A 16,291-nucleotide genomic window follows, 5' to 3' on the forward strand; every position below is an offset into this window, starting at 1 on the left:
GCGCAGGCGCCATCTGTGACGCTTCGCCGCCGATCAGTCGGGCTGGTCGTTCCAGTGCCGCAGCTTGTCGCGGCCCAGGACTACCCAGATGGTGGTAACAAGGTCGCGGTCGACTCGCAGGCTGACGACGCCGGCGACCTCGCCTCCGCGGCGCAGCACGAGCGCCGACCGCCCGTTCACCTCGCGCTCGGTGGTCTCGGCCGCGTCCGGGTCGAGCAGGTGGCAGAGCGCGCGGGCGACGTCGGCCGCTCCACGCACTGTGCGGGGTTCGGATGTCGCGGCGCCCCCTCCGTCGTCGGTGAGCATCGCGACATCCGCATGGAGCAGGTGTGCGACCAACGCCGGCTCCCCCGTCTCGACGGCCAACCGCAACTCGCGCACCGTCATGTCGTGCCGGTCTCCCGACCCACCCGTCACGAAGCCGCCTCGGCCATCGGCCGCAGCTTGGCGGGGTTCATCAGCCAGAGCAACTGCTCGATCCCCGATTCGGAGGTCGTCGCGGCGACGATGGTGAACGGCACACCGTCGCGCGAGAGCTCTACCGAAGGCCGGCCGTTGGCCTCGACCCAGCGCAGGTCGACGCCCGTCCAGAAGTGCGACGAGAACGCGGCCACGAACCTGGCGACGCGCTCGCGGCCGATGACCGGGATGCGCGCGGCGAGCTTTACCCCGCCGCCGTCGGAATAGCTGACCACGTCGGCCGCGAACAGCCTCTCGAGCACTGCCACGTCGCCGGACTGCGCCGCGGTGAGGAACGCGCTGAGCAGCCGCCGGTGTTCGGGTCTCGGAGCCGGCCGGCGTCGCTCGGCCGCGAGATGCTGGCGCGCGCGGCTCACCAGTTTGCGGGCGCCCGGCACGGTGGATTGCACGATGTCGGCGATGAGCTCGTACGGGTAGTCGAACGCCTCGCGCAGAACGTACGACGCGCGCTCCGCCGGAGTCAGCTTCTCGAGCAGGAGGAGCACGGCATACTCGAGGGCCTCCCCGCGTTCGGCTCCGAGCTCGGGATCGGCGGTCGTGTCGATCGGGTCGGGCAGCCACGGGCCGATATACGTCTCGTGACGGGAACGGGCGGACTGGGCGAGGTTCATCGCGAGCCGCGTGGTGATCGTTGCGAGGAATGCCGGAGGATTCTCGACGACGGTTCTGTCGGTGGACTGCCAACGCAGCCAGGTGTCCTGCACGATATCCTCGGCCTCCGAGACGCTGCCGAGCATGCGGTAGGCGATGCCGAAGAGGCGCGGACGAACCGTCGTGAAGGTCGACATCGCCAGCTCGAGGCCACCGCCCGCGTCGGTATCGTGCACGCGCTCATCCCTCCGTCGTGATCAGATGCTGCCGCATCGCGGGGCCCTTCAACCAGTCTTCGAACCGGGTGGGCGTGATGACGACACCGGCACCCGGAAGCAGTTCGTCTTCGCCGAGGTTATTGCCGAAGTACCGCGCGAGCGGGTCGGCGACGACACTTCGGCTATCGCGCTGCGCCTCGAGTCTGCGCGCCACGAGGTCGTCGAGGGTGAACACGTCAGGACCGGCGAACTCGACGATGCCGTTCTCGGGAGCCCCGATCGCCACGTTCGCGACGGCCGAGGCCACGTCGTCGGCCGCCATCGGCTGCACCATCGCCCTCGACAGGCGCACATGCGCGCCGTGGGTGGCTTCGTCGGCGATGCTGCCCAGGAACTCGAAGAACTGGGTGGCGTGCACGATCGTGAACGGGGTGTTCGCCGCCTTGATCAACTGCTCCTGTTCGAACTTTGCGCGGAAGTATCCGCGTTCCGATGCCGCGAGCCTGTCGGTGCCCACGACGGACAGCGCGACGTGGTGGCCGACACCGGCGGCCGCGCCGTACGTGAGCAGGTTCAGCGTCGAGGTTTCGAAGAACTCACGTGCGCCCTCCTCGTCGGTGTACGACGAGTTCGACACGTCGACGACGACGTTCGCGCCGGACAGCGCGTCTTCGAGCCCCTCACCGGTGAACGAGTTGACTCCCGTGGCGCGAGCGGCCGCGACGACCGGGTGGCCGTGCCCCGCGATTATCCGGACGACCCGGGCTCCGATGAGTCCGGTGCCCCCGACAACGACGACCTTCATGGTGAACCCCTCCCTGCACGCCGTCGGCCGGCATGCCAGCGGTCACCAGCTATGACCGAGCAGGCGGGAGAAGTGTGACGGGCAATTACCGGGAGGGCGGAGGCGTGGCATCCCCGGCGCGCGGCTCGCGTCCGCCGAGCAGCTTCCAGACGGCGACGCCGGCTCCGAGCAGCACGGCGAAGTCGTCGGTGAGTCCCAGCGGGCCGGTCAGCAGCTCGGGGATGACGTCGATCGGGGACATGCCGTAGACGAGTGCGGCGGCGGCGACCAGTACGGCGGAGATTACCTTGCGATTGCGTCCCATGCGAACAGAGTACGCACGGGGTCGCTGTGAAAGAACCCCCTCGGTCACCCGAGCGGCCGCGGCCCGAAGCGCTGATACGAGGCGCTCTGCTGGGCGAGGCGTCGAAGCGCGAGCAGCAGCGGCTCGACGAGAACGGTGCCGAGCACGACGTAGCGCACGGCCGACTCGGCGGAGTCCGTCGGCACGCCCGCGATCTCGGCGTCGGCCACCTCGTGCATGGCGGCCGCGTACGTCTCCAGCACCCCCTCGGGCAGGTCGAAACCCGCGGACCGCACCCCCTCGAGTGCTTCCGCCACCGCCGCCTTGCCGACGTCGTCGCATCCGTCTGTTCCCCATCCCCACCGCTCGAGCATCGCGTCTACCGCGCTCGTGTCCGTGGCCTGCGCGACAGGTTTCGCCAAGGCGTGGTGTGCGACGCCGAGCAGATCGTGGCCGGACTCGGGCGGCGAATCGACCCCGTCGAGCAGCTCGCGCACGGCGGAGATGCTCAGACCCGCGCCGCCGACGAGGGCGCGGATGAGGCGCAGCCGGCGGACGTGCGTCTCGTCATAGCGGGCCTGGGTGGGCGAGGTGAGCCGGCCGTCGTGCAGCAGACCCTCGCGCAGGTAGTACTTGATCGTGGCGACGGGCACCTCGGTCGCGGCCGCGAGTTGGGATATTCGCACTAGATACTCCTTGACATAGATAGCGCCACTCTCCATTATTAGCGTGTACGGCTATCCAATCGGAGGTTCCACCATGTCACAGGTTCAGACCGGGCGCATGACGCACCGCTACGACGGCGAGCTGGTGGTCTTCCTCATCGGGATGCGATTCAACCGGCCCTGGCGGGTCAACAAGTGGCTGCCCGCCTTCCTCGCGATGCCGCGCATGCTGGCCGAGCTATCGAAAGACCCGGACTCGGGTCTTATGGGCTTCCGCCTCAGCTTCAGTGGCGACGGGCCCCTCATCGTGCAGTACTGGAACTCGCGCGAGAAGCTCTACGACTACGCGAGCGCGCCCTCCGCCGAGCACCGCCCGGCCTGGACGGCCTTCAACCAGCGCGCCCGCAAGGCGGCGGGCGCGGTCGGCATCTGGCACGAGACCTACCAGGTCGACCGCGCCGAAACGATGTACGTCGGCATGCCCGCGATCGGCTTGGCCCGCGCGACGCAGGCCGTGCCGGTGGGCAAGCGGGCGGACCGGGCCGCACAGCGGATGGCCGAGGGGCGCACGCGGCAGAGCGACGGATAGGACGACCGTCACCCCGGGTATGCCGCCCCCAAGAACCACCGGGGGTCGCCGAGGTAGTCGACCCGTTTGTAGCCGGACCGGTTGAGCGCGAGCTGGCCGGTGCCGGTCGCGAGTGGCGCGGTCAGGGCCGCGGTGAGTGGTGACTCGAGGTCGGCGGTGCGGATGACGGCGTAGACGTCGCGCGTGAAGACGCCGCGCTGCGTGCCGGGCGGATACGCCCCTCGCCCGAACAGCGGTCCCGGCATGAGGGGAGGCTGATCGGGGTTGTAGCGGTCGTCGATGGGGCGTTCGCCGTTGATCTTCAACAGCGTGTGCACGTCGACGGTCATCGTGCGGTTCACCATGTTGTTCTTCTGCGCGATCCACTGCGACGCGAGGAACGGGATGATCTGCCCCTGCACGCTCAGCACCCTCGCGTCGTTCTGGGGCGTTGTCGAGCTCCCGCGGACGCACGCGCCGGGTTCCGTCACACCGATGGCGCGGAGGAAGAAGGCGCGCACGTCCGTCCCCGGCGCGGGCAGTTGCGGGCGCAGCTGCTGGAGGATGTAGGCCCCGTCGTCGTAGACCACCACGGCGTTCGTGCCGAAGACCGACGTGCGGACATTGCCCGCCGACGTGCAGGTGTAGATCGCGGTGAGCTCCTCCCGCGTGAGGTTGTCGAGCCCGGGCACCAATCGGAAGCCGGCGACACTTACGGCATCGCGCCCGATCGGCAGGTAGGTTACGACGTCGTCGGCGACGCCCGCGATGTTCACCGGACGGTTCGCGGAACGCACGAAGTCGACCTGTTCCGGGTAGTCACGGAGCGCCGCGAATCCCGCCGCCTCGCTGGTCGGGCGCGGGATCGGCGTCGCGCCCGGATTTGTGACGATCGTGGGGCTGCCGGTGGGGTCGAAGGATGCGACATCCGGAGCCTGGGGCGCACCGGCGGCGATGTTCGCGCGGCCGTTGGACAGCACGTCCCAGAGGACGGATGTGGATGCGGCGCCCACCCCCGCGTATTGGCGTGCGCCCGGCTCCCACGGGTCGGCGCTCGCGGGCGGTGGGACCGCGAGCGCGAGGGCCGCTGCCGCCACCGAGGCGAGGAGCACTCTGGCGAGGCGGGAACGTCTGCTTCGGCCTGTGTTGTTCACTGATTGGCGGCTGGACATTGGGCACCCCCGATTTGCGGACGCCGGCCGTCGGGGTGCCGCCGGGCGTCTCCACGGCGGGCCTGACATGCCGCCGACTGCTCTGAGCTTCGCGCATCAGGGCAACGTTGTCGAGGAGGACAAACGGTGGAGGACACCCCCTGTACCCCTCCCCCAAGCTCGCACGTTTCTCTCCCAGCATGCCCCCGCAGAGATCCGATGCCCGCAAGACGACCGTCTTACGGGCGCCTCGTTTTCGGCCTGCCTAGACTCGATGAAATGGCCATCGAAGCAAGTCGCGCCGCATACTCTCGCAGGGCGACGGAGTACATAGAAATTTTGGGTTCGATGGATTCGGTTCATCCGTCCGATCTGCAGATCGTATCCACATGGGCTAACACCGTCGAAGGAGACCTCATCGATGCGGGGTGCGGTCCGGGACATTGGACGAACTTCCTGGCCACGCAGGGCTTGACCGCTCGGGGCATCGATCAGGTACCCGAGTTCATCGCTCACGCCAGGCGCACCTTTCCCACAGCCGAGTTCGCCTCCGGAAGTCTCGATTCCCTCGAAGCGGATTCCGGTTCGGTCGGCGGGATTCTTGCGTGGTACTCGTTGATCCATTACGAGCCGAGCGCGATCCAGACTCCCTTGCGAGAGTTCAACCGCGTGCTCAAGCCAGCGGGCACGCTGCTCATCGGTTTCTTCGCGGGCTCGGTGGTCGATGAATTCGCTCACGCTGTGACGCCGGCATACCGGTGGACCGTCGACGCAATCAGCTCCGAACTGGAACACGCTGGCTTCGACGTTCTCGAGTCGCACGTGCGAAGAACCGCCAACCAGCGCCCCCAAGCGACGCTCATAGCCCGGCGCGCGCGGCAGAGCGACGGATGACACTGCTGCCGCAGCTCTTGACATGCAAGCGACTACTTGCCTATTGTTCCTGGTGTGACGGACGTCTACAGGGCACTTGCCGACGAGACGCGACGCGCGCTGCTCGACGAACTCGTTCAGCGCGACGAGCAGACGCTGTTCGAGCTGTGCTCCAAGTTGGCGATGAACCACAACCTGACGCCGTCGCGCCAGGCGGTGTCGCAGCACCTCGACGTTCTCGAGACCGCCGGGCTGGTTCGCACCGAACGGCGCGGCCGCTACAAGTTCCACACCATCGACACCGCCCCGCTCGCGGAGATCGCCGAGCGGTGGCCCCGAGGAAAGGCGCAATCGTGAAACTCCACACCGTCAGCATCTTCGTCGACGACCAGCAGCGTGCCGTCGAGTTCTACACCGGTCGACTCGGTTTCGCCGTCTCCGCCGACATCCCGATGGGCGAACACCGTTGGCTCACGATCGTCGACCCCGAACGGCCAGACGGAACCCAGCTCTCGCTCGAACCGAAGGACCACCCCGCCGTCGGCCCTTTCACCGAGGCCCTCGCCACCGACGGCATTCCGTTCTGCGTGCTCGGCGTCGATGATGTGCAGGCCGAGTACGACCGGCTGACCGCGCTCGGCGAGACCTTCACTCAGCCGCCGACGGCGATGGGCCCGGTGATCATCGCGACCCTCGACGACACCTGCGGCAATCTGCTGCAGCTCGCGCAGTTCACCGGCTGATAGCCGGAACCCAGCACCGCACAGTGTCGCGGTAGCGGCGGAAGTCGTCGCCGAACCGCTTCTCGAGGTCGGCCTCCTCGTGCGGGCGGATGGCGTGATTCCAGAGCACGGCCCCGAGCACACCGTAGGCGACGACCAGCCACGACGAGAGAAGGAGTCCGACGGCCGCGCCCTGCAGGAAGCCGGCGACCGCCATGGGATTGCGGATGAACCGGTAGGGACCGGCTATCACGAGCCGGTTCGCCATCGCCGCGGGTAACGGCGTTCCGTTGCCGACGACCGACATCGTGACGCCCGACCAGAGGCCCAGCCCGCTCGCGAGCACGAGCACGACCGCGCCGACGACGGGCACGAAGGACGGAAATGGCAGTGTCACCGACCAGCGGTTCTCGAGAGACGTGATCACGAGCGGCACGACCACGAGGAAGAACCCCCAGAACACCACTATCTGAGCGCCGGTCGAAACCAGGTGCGCGGCGGCGATCCTGCGCGGCAGCGCGGGCCGAAACGAGAACGGTCCGGCGATGAGCCACGCGGTGGGCACCCGCCCGGTGAGCACGAGACACAGCGCGAGCACGGAGGCGACGGCGGCCGTCGCCATCACGAGCGCGCCCCATCCCGCCTCGGTCGTGACCGTGGCGTAGACGGCGAGCGCGATCGCGACCACGAGCGTCCACCCCGTCGCGACCCAGACGGCCGGCCGTACGCCCGATGCCGCGAGCGCCGAACCGACGACGAACAGCGGGATATCGGCCGCCGCGACCGCGACCGGGTCTAGGCCGCCGAGGGTCACCTCCCGAACGAACGGCGAGACCGCCACCGCGATCCACCACGCGGCGCCGGCGGCGGCCTGCACCCCGAAGTAGATGCGGCCCCAGAGCATGCCCGAAGACTAGCAGCGGCAAGTCAACCGCCTTGAGCCGAATCCCTCGATCCCTAGGGTGGCGGTATGGAGTGCCGCATCGGCGACGTGGTCGTGAATTACGCGGAACACGGCGAAGGGATGCCCCTCGTCGCGTTGCACGGTGCCGGAGTCGACCACCGCGAGATCGAAGCCGCCGTCGAGGCCGTGCTGCCACGAGTCGGGCTCCGCCGCATCTACCCGGACCTGCCGGGCATGGGCGGCACCACGGCCGACGGCATCGACAGCAACGACGACGTGGTCGCGCTGCTCGCCGGGTTCGTAGACCGCATCGCGGGCGAGCCCGCCCTGCTGCTCGGGCACTCGTACGGGGCTTATGTTGCCCGCGGCGTGGCCGCACAGCACCCCGAAGCGGTGACGGGCCTCGCCCTGCTCTGCCCCATCGCCGACGGGGCAGAGCAGGTTCCCGTCCACCGAGTGGTCCGCGAGGAGCCCGGTACTTACGACGAACTCGACGCCGGACAGCGGGCGGACTTCGACGAGTACTTCGTGGCACGAACCCCGGCGGGCGCCCGCCGCTACCGCGACAGCGTCGCGCCAGGGGTCGCCGCCGTCGACGAAGCCGCCCTCGGGCGCATTTTTGCGGGCTGGGCCGTCAACGTCGACGGCCCCGTGTTCGACCGCCCCACCCTGATCGTGGCGGGACGCAGCGACTCGACGGCCGGTCACGTCCACGCGACCGGCCTCCTCGAGAGCTACCCGCGGGCGACATTGGCGGTCGTCGCCGATGCCGGACACGCCCTCATGCACGAACGACCCGACCTGCTGGCGGCCCTGCTTTCGGACTGGTGCGACGCGGTCGCCCGCGAGCACAATCGTTAGCGATACCGAATACGGAGACACGAGATGAAGCCCACATTCCTGTACGTCCCGACCGACGACCTCGAGGCCACCGCGCGGTTCTACCGCGACGAGCTGAAGCTGGAAGAGGCCTGGCGGGAGGGCGACGACACGATCGCGTTCGCCCTGCCGGGCGGCGAACTGCAACTCATGGTCTCCAGCGCACCGGGCGGATACGGGCCCATGTACCTCGTTCCCTCGGCTGACGAGTGGGTGCGCGAGCACGCCGACCTCGAGGTGGCGCAGCCGCTGCAGCAGATTCCGGGCGGGGCCACGGTCGGGTTCACGGATCCGGCCGGAAACGCCTTCTACGTATTCGACCAGGAGGAGTAACGCGCGGCGGGCGTCATCCGAAAATCGCGCGTCGTCCGATTTTCGAACCGGCCCTCGACATGTTCACGCTGTATACATATCATGGATGCCACGGTCTAACCTTCGTTGCCAGAGCTGTCGATCGCCGCGACTCCCGTTCGACCTCAGTGTGACGACGTGAGCGCGCCGATCGGAGAGGATCGCATGACCGACACAGACAGAACGCCGCCGCAAGCCAGGCCCACGTGCCACCGCCCGGCGGCGGGCGCACGTTCGCGCAGGTGCTCGTGAACACGGCGGTCGCCAACGTGACCACGAGCTTTCTCTGGTTCGCGCTGACCTTCTGGGTCTACCTCGAGACGCGGTCCGTGCTCGCCACCGGCATCATCGGCGGGGCGTACATGCTTCTCGTCGCCGTCTTCTCGATGGCCTTCGGCACGATCGTCGACCGGCACCGCAAGCACCTCGTTATGGTCTTCGCGGGAGCGGTCACCCTGGTCGCCTTCAGCATCAGCCTCGGGTTCTATGTGCTGTTCCCCGAGTCGACGCTGCTCGACCTCGGCGGGCCGATGTTCTGGCTGTTCAGCGGCATCATCCTCTTCGGCGCGGTCATCGAGAACATGCGCAACATCGCGCTGTCGACCACCGTCACGCTGCTCATTCCGACCGAGAGGCACGCGAACGCGAACGGCCTGGTCGGCACCGTGCAGGGCCTCGCGTTTATGGTGACGAGCGTGTTCAGCGGCCTGGCGATCGGGCTGCTCGGCATGGGCTGGACGCTGGTGATCGCGATCTCCCTCTCGGCGCTGGCGCTCGTGCACCTGCTGTTCCTGCGCATCCCCGAAGAGATGCCTCAGCGCGACGGCGAAAAACGCCCGCTCATCGACCTGCGCGGCAGCATCACGGCGGTGCGCGCGGCAACCGGGCTGTTCGCTCTCATCATCTTCTCGACCTTCAACAACCTGATCGGCGGCGCCTACATGGCGCTCATGGACCCGTACGGACTGGAGCTGTTCCCGGTCGAATGGTGGGGCATCGTGCTCGGCGTCACATCGACCGGCTTCATCATCGGCGGCCTGCTCATCGCGAAGTTCGGGCTCGGACGCAACCCGATCCGCACCATGCTGATGCTCGTCATCGTCATGGGCGTGCTCGGGATGCTGTTCACGATCCGCGACTGGTGGTGGCTGTACGCCGGGGGCATCTGGCTGTACATGACGCTGATCCCGGCCGTCGAGGCGTCCGAGCAGACGGTGATCCAGAAGGTCGTGCCGTTCCGCACGCAGGGGCGGGTGTTCGGGTTCGCCGCGGCGTTCGAGTCTGCCGCTGCGCCGGTCACCGCATTTCTCATCGCGCCGATCGCGGAGTTCCTGATCATCCCGTACATGGAATCCGACGCCGGACGCGCCGACTTCGGCTGGCTGCTCGGCGACGGTGAGGCCCGCGGTATCGCCCTCGTGTTCTTCGTGGCGGGCATCGTCATGGTGCTCGCGGCCGTCGCCGCGTTCTTCACGAAGTCGTACCGTCGCATTTCGGCGCAGTACCTGGGGGCGGAGCCGGCGGAGGTCGAAGACCCGGATGCGCCAGGCGACACCGAAGCGGGGCCAACTGCGCTCGATGCGACGTCGCAGCGAAAGTGAATCTCTCTCTGCACACCTCGATCCGGTTTGCAATGGTCACGCGAAACGTCGTGATTCGAGGTGGCGCTCATACAGTGGCTGTGTAGCCCCGGAGCCCGGCTGCTCTTACACAGTTCGCTACCTTCTGGGGGTCGGGATGGACACCGCGCATTGCGTGAACTCGACCGACGACGAGCTGCTCGTCGCGGTCGCGAAGGGCGACCAGAATGCGTTCGCCGAACTGTACGACCGATTCGCTCCCCTCGTGTTCGCGCGCGCCAGGAGCCAGATCAGCGACGGCAGGCTTGCCGAAGAAATGGTTGTCGACGTGTTTCTAGAGTTCTGGCGGCAGGCACCGCGACTCGATCGCACCGTCGGCAGAGTGGCGTCTTGGCTGTTCACCACGCCGCTCGTCAGTTATGCGCGCACCGGCACCACCGCAACCTGATCCGAGCTACTGCCGGCCGTCGTGCGCTTCGCGGTTGGCGAGCACCTCGTCCATGTGGGTCTCGGCCCATGACTTGAGGCCGCGGATCAACTGATGCAGCGAGCGGCCCAGGTCGGTCAGTTCGTAGGTGACCGTGACCGGAACCGTCGGCGTTGCAACACGGATGAGGAGCCCGTCGCGCTCTAGAGACCGCAGGGTCTGCGTGAGCATCTTCGGGCTGACGCCGGCCAAGGTCCGGGCAAGTTCCGAGTAACGCATCACACCGGGCTGACCGACACGGTCGTGGCCGCTTCCTAGCGCGGTCAAAATCAAAGTCACCCACTTGTCGGAGATGCGGTCGAGCAGTTTCTGACTGGGACACACCGCCAAGAAGGCGTTGTAGTTCGCCTTCGTCTCGGCCCTTTTCTGGGCCGCCGTCGTGGTTGCCATCGATCGCTCCTCTCACCCGCGGGTGACTAACGCACCTGAAAGTGCCTACTTCCCGTCGGGAAGTTACTTCCTCATACTCGTGCATGGGGCATCCAGAAACCACCCCCCGAAAGGCACATCATGAACACTCCCACTCCACTCCCCGGCGGCACCTGGACTCTCGGCGACCTGACCGTTTCCCGTTTTGGCTACGGCGCGATGCAGCTCGCCGGCCCGTGGGTCATGGGCCCTCCCGCCGACCACCAGGGGGCGATCGCCGTGCTTCGCGAGGCCGTCGAACTCGGCATAACGCACATCGACACGAGCGATGCCTACGGGCCGCGCATCACCAACGAGTTGATCCGCGAAGCGCTTCATCCCTATCCCGAATCGCTGCACGTCGTCACCAAGGCCGGCGCGAACCGTGACGCCTCGGGAGGGTGGCCCACGGCTCGCCGACCCGAGGACCTGCGGCGTCAGGTGCTCGACAATCTCGAAGCACTCGGCCTCGAGACCCTCGACCTCGTCAACCTGAGGCTCGGCAACGGCGAGGGCCCGGTGCCCGAACCGGTCGCCGAGTCGTTGGGGGCGCTCGTCGAAATGCAGGACGAGGGCCTGATCAGGCACCTCGGCGTGAGCAACGCGACGGCCGATCAGGTCGGCGAGGCCATATCGATCGCGACGATCGTCTGCGTGCAGAACATGTACAACCTCGCCCACCGCGACGACGATGACCTGATCGACATGCTCGCCGCACAGGGCATCGCCTACGTTCCGTTCTTCCCGCTCGGCGGCTTCACCCCGTTGCAGTCCGGAGCCCTTTCGGCGGTGGCGGCACGGCTGGACACGACGCCGATGGCGGTTGCCCTGGCCTGGCTGCTCCAGCGTTCGCCCAACATCCTGCTGATCCCCGGCACGTCGTCGGTCGCGCACCTGCGGGAGAACATCGCGGGCGCGGCGCTCGTGCTCTCGACAGACGACCTCGCCCAGCTAGACGAAATAGGTCGCCAGACGCTCAGTCGAGGATGACGCTGATCCCCAGCGCTAGCGCCGAAGCGCTCGTCGCGCGGCTGCGTCTGCTCCCGTAAACCACGAAGGCCCCGCACGACCGTGCGGGGCTTTCACTGGTGCGCCCGGAGGGATTTGAACCCCCGGCCTATTGATCCGTAGTCAATTGCTCTATCCGCTGAGCTACGGGCGCATGTTCTGCATTTGCGCACTGGGCGCAAATGCCAACTGGAAAACTATACCAGCCGTTCGGGCCGGTTCCGTCCACTCGCCGAGATTAGCGCCGCGCGCTCCGCAGCAGGAAGCGCAGTCCGTCTTCGATCGAATCGAAGACTCCGAGGGCACGGTCGCGCAGGTCGCGCAGCTCGAAACCCGATTGCGTGCGCAGGACACTGCCGGCGACCGTTGCGCTGCCCCGGTTCTGAACCGTCCAGCGCCCCTGGCCGGCTTGCACGAGTTCGAAGGCTTCCGCATAGGTCATGCTCCGACGATAGGAGGGGCGGATGAACCGGAGCCGACGTCAGAGTGTCTGTGGCGTTACGCCGCCGAAGCGGGCCACGAGACGGTCGATCGTCATCCCCCAACCGGCGCGCATCCCCGTCGCGAGCTGCTCGCGGACCCGTTCGTCGGAGAGGTGCTCGGGAAATGTCTGGGTCAGCGTCATCTCCGTGCCGGCCTCGGTCGGGGCGAAGGTGAGCGTCACGACGGGGCCGTCGTCGTTCGGCTCCGGCCAGCCGCCCTCGGCACCCCAGGTAAAGGCGAGCCTCTCGCCCGGCACGATCTCGCGGTAGACACCGCCGGTCACGTACTGCTCGTCCTCGTCGATGACCATGAGTTGCCGCCACGCCCCGCCGACACGCAGGTCGACTTCGGGTGTGCCGGGCGATCCCTCGCCGCTGAAGAACCAGTCGAGCTGTTCGGGATCGGTCCATGCCGCGAAGACCTCGGCCGGGGTTGCCGAGATAGTGCGGCGAAGGGTGAAATCGCGGTCGTGTGTCATACGACCGATAGTGGCCCACCACCCGACTTCGGAACAGTACTTGACCTGTAGCGCGCTACAGGTTGCAGGATGAAGCCATGAGCGAGTTACTACTGCCCGGGATCCCCGTCGACGTGCCGCCGAGCGGGCTGTCGATCGGCGAGGCGTCCGCCGCCACCGGCGTGAGCGTCGAGACGCTGCGCTACTACGAGCGAGCCGGGCTGCTGCTCGAGAAGGCCCCACGCGACACCGGCGGACGGCGGCGATACCGCATGAACGACCTCGCCTGGATCGCCGGGCTCGTCGTGCTGCGCGAGACGGGCATGTCGATCGCCGACATGACGGTCATCGCCGACCTCAGCCGACGCGAAGGCACCGAGGCCGAGCGCCTCGCGTTCTTCGAAAACCACAGGACGCACGTGGTCGACGAGATGGAGCGCACGAAGCGCCACCTCGCCGCCATCGACAAGAAGATCGCCGCGTACCGCGAGGTAGCGGCCAAGAACGGAGAACAGGAATGAAGAACACCACCCTGGAGGACGGCCTCACCGTCTCCGCCATCGGCCTCGGCGCGATGGGCATGAGCGCGTTCTACGGCTCGAGCGACGAGGGCGAATCCATCGCGACCCTGCGCCACGCGATCGACACCGGTGTGACGTTCGTCGATACGGCGGAGGCGTACGGCCCGTTCGAGAACGAGAAGCTGATCGCCCGGGCGTTGGGCGATCGGCGCGACGAGGTGGTGCTCGCCACCAAGGCGTCATCCGAAACCGACGACGACGGCACCGTGCACGGCCGCAACGGCACCCCCGAGTACATCCGCAGGGCGGCCGACCGGTCGCTGCGGCACCTCGGCACCGACGTGATCGACCTCTACTACCTGCACCGCGTCGACCCGAACGTGCCGATCGAGGAGAGCGTCGGGGCCATGGCCGAGCTGGTCGCGGCCGGCAAGGTGCGGCACATCGGTCTGTCCGAGGCGTCGGAGGCGACCATCCGGCGTGCCCACGCCGTGCACCCGCTCGCCGCGGTGCAGAGCGAGTTCTCGCTGTTCTCGCGCGACGTGTTGCACAACGGAGAGTTCGCGGCGATGCGCGAGCTGGGCATCGGCCTCGTGGCGTTCTCACCGCTCGGACGCGGCGTGCTGACGAGCGGGGTGCGCAGCCTCGACGACCTCGCGCCCGACGACGCGCGGCGGGGTCTCCCCCGTTTCCAGCCGGACGCCTTCGCCGCCAACCGGGCGCTCGTCGCGCGGTTGGAGGCGATAGCGCGGGACAAGGGGGCCACGGTCGCGCAGATCGCCCTCGCCTGGCTCGTGGCGCAGGGCGTCGTACCGATTCCCGGAACCCGCCGACGCTCGCGGTTGGACGAGAACGCGGCCGCCGTCGACGTCGCGCTGGATGCGGGCGAGTTGGACGCGCTGGCCGCCGCGCTGCCGACCGACGAGATCGCGGGTGGCCGAGACTACGCGCAGCTCGTCACGGGAGTCGACCGGTAGCGGGGCGACTGTCGGCGCGAGTACATTCGCGGGCATGACGACGATCGAGGTACCCGACGGCCAGCTGCACTACGAGGTGCGGGGTTCCGGGCCGCACCTGCTGATCACCGGTTCGCCGATGAAGGCGGCCGAGTTCGCGGCGCTTGCCGACGCGCTGGCCGACGACCACACGGTGGTGACCCACGACCCTCGCGGAATCGGCGGCAGCTCGCTCGACGACCCGGACGCCCCGTCGCAGCCGGAGCTACGGGCGCGCGACCTCGTCACCCTGCTCGACCACCTGAAGGCGGACACCGTGGACGTGTTCGGGTCGAGCGGCGGCGCGGTGACGGGCCTGGCCCTCGTCGCCGACTACCCGGGCCGGGTTCGCACCTTGATCGCGCACGAGCCCCCGTTGCTCGAGCTTCTCCCCGACGCAGGGCGCTGGCGCGGCGAGATAGAGCAGATCGTCACGATCTTCCACGAACAGGGCGCCGGCGCCGCGTGGGGAGCGTTTATGAAGAGCGCGGGCTTCGTGCAGGAGGGCGACACTCCGCCCCCGCCGCCCGAGCCGCGCCCCGAACCCACCGAGCAGGAACTAGCCGACACCGCCCGCTTCTTCGACCACGACCTACGCGCGACGACGCGCTACCTGCCCGACATCCCCGCGCTGGTCACGGGGAACACCCGCGTCGTCGTGGGCATCGGGGTCGACTCGGGACACCTGAACACCTATCAGACGTCGATGGCGCTCGCGACGTTGCTGGCCGAGCCGCCCGTGACCTTTCCCGGCGATCATGCCGGCTTTCTGGGCGACCCGGCCGGCTTCGCCGGCGTCATCCGCGAGGTCCTCGAGAACGACCCCGCCGTCAACTGAACGTGACGACCACCTTGTCGGCCGCGCCGGGTGTGCCCGCGAGGGCGAGCGCCTGCTGCACGTCGGCGAAATCGAACTCGTCGCTCACGATGAGGGCGAACTTCTCCCACTCGGCGACGATGTCCTTGGTCACCTCGAAGATCTCGGTCGGATAGCCCATCGACAGCACGATATTCACCTCCGAACCTAGGACGGCGCCGAAGTCGACCGGCACCGGCTTCTTGTGCACCGCCACGATGCCGAGGGTGGCCCGGTGCTTCGCGGCCGCGAGGGCGGTGTCGATCACGACGCCGACGCCCGCCGCGTCGAGGTAGATGTCGGTGTCGGGGCGCGGGTGACCCATGGCGGTGGCGCCCGCGCCGTGCAGCTCGGTGAGGCGTTCGACGACGTTCTCCTCGGCGGAGTTGATCACCGCGTCGGCGCCGATGGCGAGCGCCTTCTCGAGCCGTGACGGGATCACGTCGACCACGACGACGTGCCCGACGCCGCTGCGCTTGTAGCTGATGGCCGCGCCGAGACCGATCGGGCCGGCACCGAAGATCACGACCTTGTCGCCCGGCTTCGGCTGGGTGCGGTTGACGGCGTGACGCGCGACGGCCATCGGCTCGTTGAGCGCGGCCACGGCGAACGGGATGTGGTCGGGGATCACGGCCAGGCTGGTGCCGAGAACCGCGTCGGGGATGAGTAGGAACTCCGAGAGGGCGCCGCCGGGGCCGCCGCTGCCGATCATTCCCTTGCGTGAGGCGATCGGGTTGATGACGACGTGGTCGCCGACACTGATGCCCGTGACATCCGCCCCCACCTGCGCCACCTCGCCGGCCGGTTCGTGTCCCAGGGGCGTCTCACCCTGCCGCGGCGGAATGCCGCCGATAGAGATGTAGAACGTGTCGGACCCGCAGATGCCGCACGCGCGCATCCTGACGAGAACGTCGGTCGGGCCGACCTCGGGCGTGGGGACATCGACGACCGCGGTCGTTCCGACGCCGGTTACCTGTACTGATTTCACTGGGGGACCTCCTGTAGG

Annotated in this window: 23 protein-coding genes and 1 tRNA gene; 12 read left to right on the forward strand and 12 right to left on the reverse strand. The window is 68.1% G+C overall.

The features are described 5' to 3' along the window. Positions 1-33 precede the first annotated feature (33 nt). The 5 genes from IEV96_RS10940 to IEV96_RS10960 all read right to left on the reverse strand — a co-directional run bounded on the left by IEV96_RS10940 (position 34) and on the right by IEV96_RS10960 (position 3,063). Positions 34-417 carry a sigma-70 family RNA polymerase sigma factor family protein gene (locus IEV96_RS10940; protein ID WP_188510627.1) on the reverse strand — a complete coding sequence of 128 codons (384 nt, stop codon included), beginning with the start codon at positions 415-417 and terminating at the stop codon, positions 34-36. Further along, on the reverse strand, positions 414-1,307 hold the full coding sequence (locus IEV96_RS10945) for a sigma factor (protein ID WP_229733254.1): 894 nt from the start codon (positions 1,305-1,307) through the stop codon (positions 414-416). Before IEV96_RS10945 ends, IEV96_RS10940 begins: the two co-directional genes overlap by 4 nt. Positions 1,308-1,311: 4 nt before the next feature. Next, positions 1,312-2,094 (reverse strand): SDR family oxidoreductase, encoded by a 783-nt coding sequence (locus IEV96_RS10950; RefSeq protein WP_188510628.1) that lies wholly within the window; start codon positions 2,092-2,094, stop codon positions 1,312-1,314. An 85-nt stretch (positions 2,095-2,179) separates the two neighbouring features. After that, positions 2,180-2,398 carry a DUF1232 domain-containing protein gene (locus IEV96_RS10955; protein ID WP_188510629.1) on the reverse strand — a complete coding sequence of 73 codons (219 nt, stop codon included), beginning with the start codon at positions 2,396-2,398 and terminating at the stop codon, positions 2,180-2,182. A 44-nt stretch (positions 2,399-2,442) separates the two neighbouring features. Continuing rightward, a complete protein-coding gene (locus tag IEV96_RS10960; protein ID WP_188510630.1) occupies positions 2,443-3,063 on the reverse strand; it encodes a MerR family transcriptional regulator in 621 nt (206 codons plus the stop codon). Between the two features lie 73 nt (positions 3,064-3,136). Between IEV96_RS10960 and IEV96_RS10965 the strand changes: the two genes are divergently transcribed. Then, positions 3,137-3,631: a DUF4188 domain-containing protein gene (locus tag IEV96_RS10965; protein WP_188510631.1), complete on the forward strand. Its 495-nt coding sequence runs from the start codon at positions 3,137-3,139 to the stop codon at positions 3,629-3,631. A gap of 8 nt (positions 3,632-3,639) precedes the next feature. Here the strand turns inward: IEV96_RS10965 and IEV96_RS10970 are convergent, their stop codons facing one another. Continuing rightward, positions 3,640-4,764 carry a hypothetical protein gene (locus IEV96_RS10970; protein ID WP_188510632.1) on the reverse strand — a complete coding sequence of 375 codons (1,125 nt, stop codon included), beginning with the start codon at positions 4,762-4,764 and terminating at the stop codon, positions 3,640-3,642. Between the two features lie 276 nt (positions 4,765-5,040). Between IEV96_RS10970 and IEV96_RS10975 the strand changes: the two genes are divergently transcribed. The 3 genes from IEV96_RS10975 to IEV96_RS10985 are packed head-to-tail and all read left to right on the forward strand — an operon-like array spanning position 5,041 to position 6,377. After that, on the forward strand, positions 5,041-5,655 hold the full coding sequence (locus tag IEV96_RS10975) for a class I SAM-dependent methyltransferase (RefSeq protein WP_188510633.1): 615 nt from the start codon (positions 5,041-5,043) through the stop codon (positions 5,653-5,655). Positions 5,656-5,709: 54 nt separating this feature from the next. Continuing rightward, entirely contained in the window at positions 5,710-5,991 is a 282-nt protein-coding gene (locus IEV96_RS10980; protein ID WP_188510634.1) for an ArsR/SmtB family transcription factor, read from the forward strand. Continuing rightward, positions 5,988-6,377, forward strand: coding sequence for a VOC family protein (locus IEV96_RS10985; protein ID WP_188510635.1), 390 nt, complete (start codon positions 5,988-5,990; stop codon positions 6,375-6,377). The genes IEV96_RS10980 and IEV96_RS10985 overlap by 4 nt, the downstream gene beginning before the upstream one ends. Here IEV96_RS10985 and IEV96_RS10990 read toward each other — a convergent pair. Then, positions 6,367-7,260 carry a methyltransferase family protein gene (locus tag IEV96_RS10990; RefSeq protein WP_188510636.1) on the reverse strand — a complete coding sequence of 298 codons (894 nt, stop codon included), beginning with the start codon at positions 7,258-7,260 and terminating at the stop codon, positions 6,367-6,369. The two genes, IEV96_RS10985 and IEV96_RS10990, sit on opposite strands and share 11 nt — an antisense overlap. Before the next feature lie 66 nt (positions 7,261-7,326). Here IEV96_RS10990 and IEV96_RS10995 point away from each other — a divergent pair, with 66 nt between their 5' ends. The 4 genes from IEV96_RS10995 (at position 7,327) to IEV96_RS11010 (ending at position 10,518) form a co-directional block, all read left to right on the forward strand. Continuing rightward, positions 7,327-8,121, forward strand: coding sequence for an alpha/beta fold hydrolase (locus tag IEV96_RS10995; protein ID WP_188510637.1), 795 nt, complete (start codon positions 7,327-7,329; stop codon positions 8,119-8,121). 24 nt (positions 8,122-8,145) lie between these two features. Beyond that, positions 8,146-8,472 (forward strand): VOC family protein, encoded by a 327-nt coding sequence (locus IEV96_RS11000; protein ID WP_188510638.1) that lies wholly within the window; start codon positions 8,146-8,148, stop codon positions 8,470-8,472. Between the two features lie 224 nt (positions 8,473-8,696). Beyond that, positions 8,697-10,091, forward strand: coding sequence for an MFS transporter (locus tag IEV96_RS11005; RefSeq protein WP_188510639.1), 1,395 nt, complete (start codon positions 8,697-8,699; stop codon positions 10,089-10,091). A gap of 136 nt (positions 10,092-10,227) precedes the next feature. Further along, positions 10,228-10,518 carry a sigma factor gene (locus tag IEV96_RS11010; RefSeq protein WP_188510640.1) on the forward strand — a complete coding sequence of 97 codons (291 nt, stop codon included), beginning with the start codon at positions 10,228-10,230 and terminating at the stop codon, positions 10,516-10,518. Between the two features lie 6 nt (positions 10,519-10,524). Here IEV96_RS11010 and IEV96_RS11015 read toward each other — a convergent pair whose 3' ends face one another. Further along, positions 10,525-10,947, reverse strand: coding sequence for a winged helix-turn-helix transcriptional regulator (locus IEV96_RS11015; protein WP_188510641.1), 423 nt, complete (start codon positions 10,945-10,947; stop codon positions 10,525-10,527). 120 nt (positions 10,948-11,067) lie between these two features. Here IEV96_RS11015 and IEV96_RS11020 point away from each other — a divergent pair, with 120 nt between their 5' ends. After that, complete coding sequence (locus IEV96_RS11020; RefSeq protein WP_188510642.1) at positions 11,068-11,955, forward strand: aldo/keto reductase family oxidoreductase; 888 nt, start codon at positions 11,068-11,070, stop codon at positions 11,953-11,955. 96 nt (positions 11,956-12,051) lie between these two features. Here IEV96_RS11020 and IEV96_RS11025 read toward each other — a convergent pair. The 3 genes from IEV96_RS11025 to IEV96_RS11035 all read right to left on the reverse strand — a co-directional run bounded on the left by IEV96_RS11025 (position 12,052) and on the right by IEV96_RS11035 (position 12,934). Then, positions 12,052-12,127 (reverse strand) — tRNA-Arg (locus tag IEV96_RS11025). A gap of 84 nt (positions 12,128-12,211) precedes the next feature. Next, positions 12,212-12,415 (reverse strand): hypothetical protein, encoded by a 204-nt coding sequence (locus IEV96_RS11030; protein ID WP_188510643.1) that lies wholly within the window; start codon positions 12,413-12,415, stop codon positions 12,212-12,214. Between the two features lie 39 nt (positions 12,416-12,454). Then, positions 12,455-12,934, reverse strand: coding sequence for an SRPBCC family protein (locus IEV96_RS11035; RefSeq protein WP_188510644.1), 480 nt, complete (start codon positions 12,932-12,934; stop codon positions 12,455-12,457). A 77-nt stretch (positions 12,935-13,011) separates the two neighbouring features. On the opposite strand from IEV96_RS11035, the gene IEV96_RS11040 reads away from it, so the two are divergent. From IEV96_RS11040 to IEV96_RS11050, 3 genes are read left to right on the forward strand one after another with little or no spacing between them, the layout of a single operon-like run. Then, entirely contained in the window at positions 13,012-13,434 is a 423-nt protein-coding gene (locus IEV96_RS11040; RefSeq protein ID WP_188510645.1) for a MerR family transcriptional regulator, read from the forward strand. Next, on the forward strand, positions 13,431-14,411 hold the full coding sequence (locus IEV96_RS11045; protein ID WP_188510646.1) for an aldo/keto reductase: 981 nt from the start codon (positions 13,431-13,433) through the stop codon (positions 14,409-14,411). Before IEV96_RS11040 ends, IEV96_RS11045 begins: the two co-directional genes overlap by 4 nt. Before the next feature lie 34 nt (positions 14,412-14,445). Further along, entirely contained in the window at positions 14,446-15,267 is an 822-nt protein-coding gene (locus tag IEV96_RS11050) for an alpha/beta fold hydrolase (RefSeq protein WP_188510647.1), read from the forward strand. On the opposite strand, the gene IEV96_RS11055 is transcribed toward IEV96_RS11050, so the two are convergent. After that, positions 15,260-16,273, reverse strand: coding sequence for a zinc-dependent alcohol dehydrogenase (locus IEV96_RS11055; protein WP_188510648.1), 1,014 nt, complete (start codon positions 16,271-16,273; stop codon positions 15,260-15,262). The two genes, IEV96_RS11050 and IEV96_RS11055, sit on opposite strands and share 8 nt — an antisense overlap. Positions 16,274-16,291: the final 18 nt, after the last annotated feature.

The sequence above is a fragment of the Conyzicola nivalis genome (assembly GCF_014639655.1).
GTDB lineage: Bacteria > Actinomycetota > Actinomycetes > Actinomycetales > Microbacteriaceae > Conyzicola > Conyzicola nivalis.